Below are 9,710 nucleotides of genomic sequence, written 5' to 3'. Positions count from 1 at the left end.
GCCTGTTTTAGCTTTGCCCTAAAGGGTAATCGAGCAGGAAGCCCCCACTTCAAAATCGTAAGATTTAAGTGGTGGGATCATGTCACTTGCTTTGTGGAACAGATTGATATTTACAGGGAGGAATCGTATTTCAGATTCTTCAAGTACATAAGAGTTCACTTTTCGTTGTATTTTAAAGAAAGAGAGACATGGAAACTTTGGAACAACAGCGAAAGTATCTTTGAAAAAGATCAAGGGATTACAATAAAATGATATGTAAATGAAGAGTAAGGGGAAAAATGCTGATTACGGATATTATTAACATTTTGGGGAATGAGTTTAGTAGTATATATTGCGTAAATCGTCAAGATCAGTACATTCAGATTTATAGACATCTAAATGAAAACACAGAGTTAGATGAATTAATGAACGAGAAGAAAACATATGAAACCGTAATACAAAAGTATATAGAGACCAATGTATTTGAAGAAGACAGAAATAAAATGCTGGTTGCTACGGATTTTAATAATATATGCAAACAACTGCAACTGGTCTCACAGTTCACAATACATTACAGGATAAAAAATGGTAATGATATTTTGCGTTATCGTATGAAATGTGCAAGAATTGGAAATGCAGATACATTCGAAAAAATAGTGTTTGCGTTTGCAAGTGAGGATTCAGATATAAGATTAGATGAGTTAGGCATTATGAACTTGAGCAGCACCGGTGAGAAAAGAAAAAGCATCTTTTCTCTGCTTATTAAGTGATGATTGTGAGCTGGATCATCGGAGAATGGACAATGTTATTAATGAGTTTGTAGAGAATGCTCCGATTAAAGGAATAAAGATTAAATATGGTATTTACAAAAATATAGATAAGAATCTTTCAATAGCTACCATATATGATTATGCATCTATGGCGGCAGAAACAGTTATGGAAGATTATAATCATGACTATGCGTATTATACAGATGAACTGGCGCAGAAGAGACTTTATAACCAAATGATAGAAAACGATTTTACAGATGCTTTGAAAAATAAGGAGAGATTGGTATAGACGATATTATTTGGATTATTAATCGGCAGGGATAGTCACTTTCCCTTTATATTCCTGCAGGTTTTACATAAGAAGATGGATTTCGGTCAGCAAAGGCAGCTCCCACAATGCCTTTTGGATATCCGCTTCTGCAAGTTGTAGTAAGTAATTGCTTCCCATCAAAATCATGGGGAAAGCGAACTGGTCTGAAAGACCGCCAGTTAGTGTGATGATGATAAGGAGATTTTGAAACTGATGACAGACAGAGATTATGCAATTAAATCAGTGAAAGAAATTACCTTCCATATGGCAAGTCATGCACAGGATTAAGACATTATACTGATATTAAAGAACTGATGACAAGCTACCAGAAACTGATTTTAGAAAACCAGTTGTATTGGAAGAACTGGATATGGAGTGCCAGGAGAAAATCAATGAAGATATGGCATATGCATTGAGTTATCTGAGCATTTATAACAATCAGCTGAATGTGCCAAAGATGCACCGGGAAATGAATAACCTGATGATCATTTATGGCTTGTCTGATATGATCTATCGTGGAATGACACTGGTGAAGTTCTATGCACCGAATGGTGTGATGCTCAGTGAAATCCTTCATTCCTGTTTTTGCAGTCATTATAATAAGACAGATGTGGAAGTACAGCAGGAGCTAGGAATAGGCAGGACTTCTTTTTATAAAATGAAGAAGCAGGCACTTGGATATTTAGGATTTTATTTTTACGAGATCGTGGTACCGCAGGCAAAGGATAAAAGATTTAAACCGTCACTGGGCGTTGAGGAAGAGTAGGTGAGTAATATGAGATACGAAGATTCGATGAAAGGTGTAGCTGATCAAATAATCAAAGAACAGCAGCGAGCCAGTAAAATTAAAAACAATCCAGAAGAGTTCCATTGGCATGACGAATATGCAACGTTGAATTTCTTTCGGTTTATCTGCAAAAATATCGGTAACTTGAGAAATGGAGAAATTGAAAAAATGGTCACACGTTTAAAGTACATAGATCAGAAAGCAGTGGAAAACCATGTGAATGGTGCTGTTTGGGCATTTGATTATGATAAGATGTTCTGTGTATTGATGGAAAATGAAATTTGTCGAAAGGTGTGTGAAAAGAATAAATATAACAGTTGGATGAATCTGATGGGACAGTATTGTGTTTCAAGGACTTAAAGACGAAGAAAGTTGTTGGAGAGAAATAATTTCCAGCAACTCTGTCTTTAATGAATAGAGTTCATTTTTTTATTCAACTATTCCCATGATATATACAATATGTAAATGTGCAATTCAAATATCAGTTTATGCTAAGTGCAAAAATAATAATAATTACTATTATTGACAAAAGAATAATTATCATGTATAATACAGATATACAAGAAACAAAGTGTTAGAAAAATTGCTAGGAACTTGGTAACAAAAATAAATCGACATTGAAAATGGAAAATGACTATGAAAAAATATGAATGTGAACCATGTGGATATATTTATGATCCGGCAGTAGGAGATCCAGACGCCGGTATCGCTCCAGAAACTGCATTTGAGGATATTCCAGATGACTGGACATGCCCAATCTGCGGATTAGGAAAAGATGTTTTCGTTCCTGTAGAAGACTAAGCAGAAAATGCAGGTACGAAACTGCCAGACATTAAAAGAGCCTAAGAGAACATATAAAAGAAATGGAGGTCAAATTATGACTTACGATTTAAACATTACCTTTGATGACAATTTAGTAACAGGAAATAAAACAATCGATACACAGCACAAAGAATTGATTGACCGTATCCAGAACTTTGTAACTGCCTGTCAAAATGGCGACAGCAAAGTAAAAGCAATCAAAATGCTGGATTATCTGGATGAATATACTGACTTTCATTTCAAAGAAGAGGAAAAGCTTCAGGAAAAATCCGGTTATCCAGAGCGTGAAAAACATTATGAAAAACATGAAGAGTTTAAAAAGACAATTCAAGAACTGTATGAATACCTTCAGGAGTATGAAGGACCAACAGATCGGTTCAGTGAACTTGTACAGAAAAATGTAATCGACTGGCTGTTTGGACACATTAAAACATACGACCGCTCTGTGGCAAAATTTATCTTTATGAAACAAAATCCAGACCGATGCTAAAATAAACCAGGGAACGAGTTCACTCAGAATGTAGACAACGTGATGAAGTAAATTAGGGGCTGTCACAATGCAGCCCCTTTCCTGTTATAGCGATATTCTAGGTAATATATTGCGCTGGCATGACATATTATTTTACTACTACTATATGGGAAGAGCAAGCAGCTCTTCTTTTTTTTGTCCTTTTTATCCAATTTTAAGTTGTAAAGTCTCTTTTCATTCGACAAAATTCTCCACAGACAGAGGATATGCGACGAGCATTGATATGAACATCTATTTATGGAAAGAGGATATTGAAGACGGGGAATCGGTAATGACAGCCGAATATAGACCTGTAGAATACGGAAAGGACTATGATGTTGTCAATAATCCTGATAAATTTCAACTATATATAGATGGAAAAGAGATTAAATAGTAATCTCCTGAAAGCAAGCTTTTTGTCAATTATTTCAAAGAAAAATTAAAGGATAACAATACATAGTTTTGACAATGATATTTTGAAAAAATTTATAGGAATGCTCTATTATCAAATTGACATAGGAATATGGTAGCGTATAATTAGAATTGAATACACTGAAAAAATGGAGGAATTACATGAAAGCACATAAATATTGGTCAGTAGGAGCATTGATCACAATGCTTGGGACTTTTTACACTGGATATAAAAAGCAAAAATCAAGTCACAAATACTTTGCTTTAAGTTCTATGTTATGTATGGTAATGGCGATATATACAGGTCATAAAATGATTACCGGGAATAGGAAGAAAAAGGCGAATAAAGAGAAAGATACAGAAAGGGAGGGATAAATAATGTTGGAAGTAGGGGTTAAGGCACCGGATTTTGAGTTGCCAGATCAAAATGGGAAAATACATAGATTATCGGATTATACAGGAAAAAAAGTGATTTTATATTTCTATCCCAAGGATAATACAGCGGGATGCACGAAACAGGCATGTGGGTTTTCTGAGCGATACCCTCAGTTTACCGAAAAAGGAGCAGTTATTCTTGGAGTCAGTAAGGATTCTGTATCCTCTCATAAGAGATTTGAGGAAAAATATGGATTGACATTTACACTTTTAGCAGATCCAGAGCGGAAAGTTATTGAAGCATATGATGTATGGAAAGAAAAGAAAAATTATGGCAAAGTCTCTATGGGAGTAGTAAGAACCACATATCTTATTGATGAACAGGGGATTATTATAAAGGCAAATGATAAAGTCAAGGCTGCAGATGATCCTGAAAATATGCTCAAGGAATTAGATTAATGAAGATAATATTATCCCCTGCTAAAAAGATGATTACAGATACTGACAGCATAGCGCCGGATGGATTGCCTGAATTTATTGAAAAGACGACAGAGATACAAAGTTGGTTGAAAAGTAAGTCAAAAGAAGAACTGAAGACTATCTGGAAATGTAATGACAAAATTACAGAACAGAACTTCAATAGATTGGAAAACATGGATCTTTATCATTTACTTACCCCAGCTGTCTTATCATATGAAGGAATTGCTTTTCAATATATGGCTCCATCCGTGTTTGAGGACAGTCAATTCGAGTATGTACAAAATCATTTGAGAATAATATCTGCATTTTATGGTGTGCTAAAACCAAGGGATGGTGTGACACCTTATCGTTTGGAAATGCAGGCGAAGGTTGGAATAGGAGAAACAAAAAATCTGTATGAGTACTGGGGAGATTTATTATACCGCTCAGTGATTGATAACAGCAGGATTATAATCAATCTGGCATCGAAAGAATACTCTAAGTGCATAGAAAAATATCTGACACGACAGGATAGATACATTACGATTACATTTTGTGAGTTATCAGGAGATAAACTGGTGACAAAAGGTACATATGCTAAGATGGCCCGTGGTGAAATGGTTAGGTTCATGGCTGAAAACAGAATTGAAAATCCTGAGGATATTAAGAAATTTGATAGACTAGGCTATTCATTCCGCTCTGATTTATCATCAGATGCAGAATATGTTTTTGAACGGAAAAAATGATGATTGAATGATTATTTTAAATAAAAGGTAATCAGTAATATTGATTATTATAATAATAGTAATTATTACTATTATCTATTGACAATAAACAGATTGAGATGCACCACGAAGAGAGATATCGTGCACTTCTTAAGAATATTGAAACTGCACAGGTGTTTGAAAAGAGTGAAGTTAAGGTATGGGAATGCCGTAACTGTGGACATGTTGTGGTAGGAACAAAGGCACCTGAGATATGTCCAGTATGTAACCATCCACAGAGTTATTTCGAAATACGTGAAGAGAACTATTAAAGAGAAGGAGATTATTACAAAGAAGAAAGTGATTATTAAAAAAAGCAGTAATGATAGGCTGTGGCTTTGTTGGTTCTGCATCGGTTGGTAAAGAAGCATTAAAGTTTAAGAATCGACGGATGCTTTGAAGAAAGTTATAGAAACAATTGGATTTTAAATTTTAAACATAGGAAGATAAAAAAGATGGAAGTAAAATATTATGTATGCAATCATTGTGGAAACATTATTGAAATGTTAAAGGATCAAGGCGTACCAGTAATGTGTTGCGGAGAGGCTATGCATGAGTTAAAAGCTGGAGTGACAGATGCTGCTGTTGAGAAGCATGTACCTGTATATACAGTGGACAAACAGCATGTACATGTTGTGGTCGGTGAAATAAAACATCCAATGCTTGATAATCATTTCATTGAATGGATTACACTAAATACAAATCAGGGTATTTATAGAAAACAGCTAATTCCAGGACAGGAACCTATTGCGGATTTCTGCCTCTGTGATGGAGAATATGTAGAAGAAGTATACGCATACTGCAATCTTCATGGACTCTGGAAATGCTAAAAACACTTGACTTTCGTGCTAAGATTACAAAATAATTCAGATACAACAGTAATATATGCTGTGTATTAATATATTTATAAGGAGGAATAAACTAATGAAATATGTATGTGACGTTTGCGGATGGGAATATGATGAAGAGGAAGGTTATCCTGAAGGTGGTATTGCACCAGGAACAAAGTGGGAGGATGTTCCAGAAGATTTTGAATGCCCATTATGTAATGTTGGAAAAGATCAGTTTTCAGAAGTTGAATAGAAGCCTAATCTTGTGTTAAATACAGATGGATAAACCAAAACCCTGGTGCGTGAGCAACAGGGTTTTTTATTGCGATATTTTGTGATGATATCACAGAAAATAATCTACCTTTTGCTTATAATGTAGTTAGAAACTAAGTAAGGAGGTAGTCTAAATGAGATTAAAAGATAAAGTTGCAATCATTACGGGTGGAAGCCGTGGTATAGGATTTGCTACAGCTGATAAATTCTTGAAGGAAGGTGCTTCAGTTGTGTTGGCAGCAAGTTCACAGGAATCGGCAGATGTTGCTGTAGATAAATTAAAAGAAAAATATCCCAATGCAATAGTTGCTGGAATTAGTCCAAATCTGGCAAGCATGGAGTCTGTCAGAAAGGCTTTTAAAGAGGCAACTGAAAAATATGGATGTGTCGACATACTGGTAAATAATGCAGGGATTTCAGAAAACACCTCATTTATGGATTATACAGAGGAGACTTTTGATAAAGTCATGGATCTAAATGTAAAAGGAGTATTTAATACTACTCGTGTAGCAGCAGAATGTATGGTGGCAAGAGGCAAGGGGGTCATTCTCTCAACTTCTTCCATGGTGAGTATTTCGGGACAGCCAAGTGGGTTTGCTTATCCGGCATCGAAGTTTGCAGTAAACGGATTGACTGTATCATTAGCAAGAGAACTAGGACCTAAAGGTATTCGTGTTAATGCTGTTGCACCTGGAATTACAGAAACTGATATGATGAAGGCCGTGCCAAAGGAAGTTATCGAACCTATGATTGAAAGAATTCCATTGCGTCGTCTTGGACAGCCAGAAGATATTGCCAACGCGTTTGTGTTTCTTGCTTCAGATGAGGCGAGTTACATTACAGGTGTTATATTAAGTGTAGATGGTATGGCAAGAAGTTAAGTTAATGAGGTATGGTGATGTAATCACGGAAAATAAATGAAATTAAGACTATAATAAATCTACAAAAAGAGAAAGATAAGGAGGACTGTAAAATGTCTGCTATTAATATCAATAAAAATAATTTTCAGAACGAAGTACTGAATTCCGATAAACCCGTTCTTTTAGATTTTTGGGCATCTTGGTGTGCGCCTTGCCGTATGGTAGTACCTATTGTAGAGGAGATTGCAAGTGAGCGTAGAGATATTAAAGTTGGAAAGATTAATGTAGATGAAGAGCCTGAACTGGCAAATAAGTTCAGTATTATGAGCATTCCAACTTTAGTGGTTATGAAGAATGGGAAGATTGTACAGCAGGTTTCAGGGGCGAGACCTAAGAATGCGATTTTAGAAATGCTTTAGGGGGGGTGTGCTAATGGGATTTTTTGATCTCTTTAAACAGTCGAATATTAATCAAGGCATAGAAGAATATAAAAGGACTGATGATGCAGTTCTGCTGGATGTACGTACACCGCAGGAATATCAGGAAGGACATATACCAGAAAGTAAAAATGTGCCGTTGCAGCAACTTGACAATATTGCTTCTGTAGCGAAGAATAAGGATATCCCACTGTTTGTATACTGTTATTCCGGTTCACGAAGCCGCCAGGCAACTGGGATACTGCAACGAATGGGATATTCTAAAGTAAATAATATCGGTGGCATTGTAGCTTACTCAGGAAAGGTGGAAAAATAAGATGAAGGTAATAATTGTAGGAGGTGTAGCCGGAGGAGCTACAGCCGCAGCAAGAATACGCAGACTGAATGAACATGCTGAAATTACTGTGTTTGAAAGATCCGGATACATATCCTATGCAAATTGTGGACTTCCATATTATATTGGAGACGTGATCACAGACCCGGAAGAACTTACACTACAGACACCAGAGAGTTTTTTTAAACGCTTCCGTATTAACATGAAAATTCATCATGAAGTTATCTCCATACATCCGGAACGTAAAACGGTTTCAGTGAAAAATTTAGAGAATGGTGAGATATTTGAAGAAAAATATGATAAGCTGATCCTCTCTCCAGGTGCAAAGCCAACACAGCCGAGACTTCCCGGAGTAGGTATTGATAAACTTTTTACACTTCGTACTGTAGAAGACACTTTTCGGATAAAGGAATATATAAATAAGAATCATCCAAAATCGGCTGTATTGGCAGGTGGTGGTTTTATTGGTCTGGAACTGGCAGAAAATTTGAGGGAGCTTGGCATGGATGTTACGATTGTCCAGCGGCCTAAGCAGCTGATGAACCCTTTTGACCCGGATATGGCATCCATGATCCATAATGAAATGAGAAAACATGGGATAAAACTGGTACTGGGCTATACAGTAGAAGGATTTAAAGAAAAAGACACCGGAGTGGAGGTCCTGTTGAAAGATAATCCATCCCTTCAGGCTGATATGGTAGTTCTGGCAATCGGAGTCACACCAGACACAGTATTAGCAAAAGAAGCCGGTCTGGAACTTGGCATCAAGGAAAGTATTGTAGTGAATGACAGAATGGAAACCTCTGTACCGGATATTTATGCTGCAGGTGATGCAGTTCAGGTAAAACATTATGTTACGGGTAATGATGCGCTGATTTCTTTGGCAGGACCAGCCAATAAACAGGGCAGAATCATCGCTGATAATATTTGTGGCGGTGATAGTCGTTACCTGGGCAGTCAGGGAAGCTCCGTTATAAAAGTGTTTGATATGACAGCAGCCACTACAGGTATCAATGAAACCAATGCCAAAAAGTCAGGATTAGAGGTAGATACAGTAATTCTTTCTCCTATGAGTCATGCCGGTTACTATCCTGGTGGAAAAGTGATGACCATGAAGGTGGTTTTTGAAAAAGAGACCTATCGTTTGCTTGGTGCTCAGATTATTGGATATGAAGGAGTTGATAAACGTATTGATGTGCTGGCAACAGCAATTCATGCAGGGCTGAAGGCAACCCAGCTGAAGGATTTGGATCTCGCATATGCACCGCCTTATTCCTCTGCCAAGGATCCTGTAAATATGGCAGGATTCATGATAGACAATATAGCAAAAGGTACCTTAAAACAATGGCATCTGGAAGATATGGATAAGATTTCTAGAGATAAAAGTGTTGTGTTGCTGGATGTGAGAACTGTAGGTGAATTTAACAGGGGGCATATGGATGGATTCAAAAACATTCCTGTAGATGAACTGAGGGAACGTATCAATGAAGTTGAGAAGGGAAAGCCTGTTTACCTGATATGCCAGAGTGGGCTACGCAGTTATATTGCAAGCCGTATTTTGGAAGGAAATGGATATGAAACATACAACTTTTCAGGTGGATTCCGCTTTTATGATGCAGTGGCTAATGACCATGCACTGATTGAAAGATCATATGCATGTGGTATGGATTATTAGAAATAAATAAAATATTTTTATAGTTTGATTGTAATATAAAAAGATCCCCCATTTATTAGAATGACTTCCATAATTCTGATAAATGGAGGATTCTTCTTTATATGTTACAGAAAAAC

Annotated in this window: 17 protein-coding genes and 1 pseudogene; all 18 read left to right on the top strand. The window is 36.5% G+C overall.

The genetic code is table 11. The features are described 5' to 3' along the window. Positions 1 to 252 (top strand): hypothetical protein (locus LKD46_RS12120; protein WP_227574173.1); only part of this gene is annotated, 252 nt, incomplete at its 5' end. 26 nt (positions 253 to 278) lie between these two features. Continuing rightward, a complete protein-coding gene (locus LKD46_RS12115; protein WP_015524970.1) occupies positions 279 to 749 on the top strand; it encodes a hypothetical protein in 471 nt (156 codons plus the stop codon). 25 nt (positions 750 to 774) lie between these two features. After that, a complete protein-coding gene (locus tag LKD46_RS12110; protein WP_015524971.1) occupies positions 775 to 1,038 on the top strand; it encodes a hypothetical protein in 264 nt (87 codons plus the stop codon). 391 nt (positions 1,039 to 1,429) lie between these two features. After that, the gene (locus LKD46_RS12105) at positions 1,430 to 1,825 is read left to right on the top strand and encodes an ArpU family phage packaging/lysis transcriptional regulator (RefSeq protein ID WP_015524973.1); all 396 of its coding nucleotides are present in this window, start codon (positions 1,430 to 1,432) and stop codon (positions 1,823 to 1,825) included. 9 nt (positions 1,826 to 1,834) lie between these two features. Then, the gene (locus tag LKD46_RS12100) at positions 1,835 to 2,206 is read left to right on the top strand and encodes a hypothetical protein (RefSeq protein ID WP_059086885.1); all 372 of its coding nucleotides are present in this window, start codon (positions 1,835 to 1,837) and stop codon (positions 2,204 to 2,206) included. 276 nt (positions 2,207 to 2,482) lie between these two features. Then, complete coding sequence (rd, locus tag LKD46_RS12095) at positions 2,483 to 2,647, top strand: rubredoxin (RefSeq protein ID WP_015524975.1); 165 nt, start codon at positions 2,483 to 2,485, stop codon at positions 2,645 to 2,647. 76 nt (positions 2,648 to 2,723) lie between these two features. Beyond that, positions 2,724 to 3,158, top strand: coding sequence for a bacteriohemerythrin (locus LKD46_RS12090; RefSeq protein WP_015524976.1), 435 nt, complete (start codon positions 2,724 to 2,726; stop codon positions 3,156 to 3,158). 262 nt (positions 3,159 to 3,420) lie between these two features. Further along, positions 3,421 to 3,570 carry a hypothetical protein gene (locus LKD46_RS12085; RefSeq protein WP_015524977.1) on the top strand — a complete coding sequence of 50 codons (150 nt, stop codon included), beginning with the start codon at positions 3,421 to 3,423 and terminating at the stop codon, positions 3,568 to 3,570. 179 nt (positions 3,571 to 3,749) lie between these two features. Further along, entirely contained in the window at positions 3,750 to 3,962 is a 213-nt protein-coding gene (locus LKD46_RS12080; protein WP_005421604.1) for a DUF6219 family protein, read from the top strand. Between the two features lie 3 nt (positions 3,963 to 3,965). Continuing rightward, positions 3,966 to 4,421 (top strand): thioredoxin-dependent thiol peroxidase, encoded by a 456-nt coding sequence (gene bcp / locus LKD46_RS12075; RefSeq protein WP_005421605.1) that lies wholly within the window; start codon positions 3,966 to 3,968, stop codon positions 4,419 to 4,421. Next, complete coding sequence (gene yaaA / locus LKD46_RS12070; protein WP_005421606.1) at positions 4,421 to 5,167, top strand: peroxide stress protein YaaA; 747 nt, start codon at positions 4,421 to 4,423, stop codon at positions 5,165 to 5,167. Before bcp ends, yaaA begins: the two co-directional genes overlap by 1 nt. Before the next feature lie 89 nt (positions 5,168 to 5,256). After that, positions 5,257 to 5,457: pseudogene (locus LKD46_RS12065) on the top strand (rubrerythrin family protein); the annotation flags it as partial. Positions 5,458 to 5,640: 183 nt separating this feature from the next. Then, positions 5,641 to 6,015: a desulfoferrodoxin family protein gene (locus LKD46_RS12060; RefSeq protein WP_015524981.1), complete on the top strand. Its 375-nt coding sequence runs from the start codon at positions 5,641 to 5,643 to the stop codon at positions 6,013 to 6,015. Positions 6,016 to 6,109: 94 nt separating this feature from the next. Then, positions 6,110 to 6,268 carry a rubredoxin gene (locus LKD46_RS12055; RefSeq protein ID WP_005339874.1) on the top strand — a complete coding sequence of 53 codons (159 nt, stop codon included), beginning with the start codon at positions 6,110 to 6,112 and terminating at the stop codon, positions 6,266 to 6,268. A 154-nt stretch (positions 6,269 to 6,422) separates the two neighbouring features. Further along, complete coding sequence (locus LKD46_RS12050) at positions 6,423 to 7,169, top strand: SDR family NAD(P)-dependent oxidoreductase (protein WP_005421611.1); 747 nt, start codon at positions 6,423 to 6,425, stop codon at positions 7,167 to 7,169. Between the two features lie 92 nt (positions 7,170 to 7,261). Beyond that, on the top strand, positions 7,262 to 7,567 hold the full coding sequence (gene trxA, locus LKD46_RS12045) for a thioredoxin (protein WP_005421612.1): 306 nt from the start codon (positions 7,262 to 7,264) through the stop codon (positions 7,565 to 7,567). Positions 7,568 to 7,580: 13 nt separating this feature from the next. Next, on the top strand, positions 7,581 to 7,901 hold the full coding sequence (locus tag LKD46_RS12040; RefSeq protein ID WP_015524982.1) for a rhodanese-like domain-containing protein: 321 nt from the start codon (positions 7,581 to 7,583) through the stop codon (positions 7,899 to 7,901). Position 7,902: 1 nt separating this feature from the next. Then, entirely contained in the window at positions 7,903 to 9,594 is a 1,692-nt protein-coding gene (locus LKD46_RS12035) for an FAD-dependent oxidoreductase (protein ID WP_059085769.1), read from the top strand. The last annotated feature ends 116 nt before the right edge of the window (positions 9,595 to 9,710 follow it).

Source organism: Blautia fusiformis (assembly GCF_020686995.1).
In the GTDB taxonomy this organism is placed as follows: Bacteria; Bacillota; Clostridia; order Lachnospirales; family Lachnospiraceae; genus Blautia_A; species Blautia_A fusiformis.
Note: the sequence above shows the minus strand (reverse complement) of the source record. Positions and strands in the feature narration are given on the sequence as shown.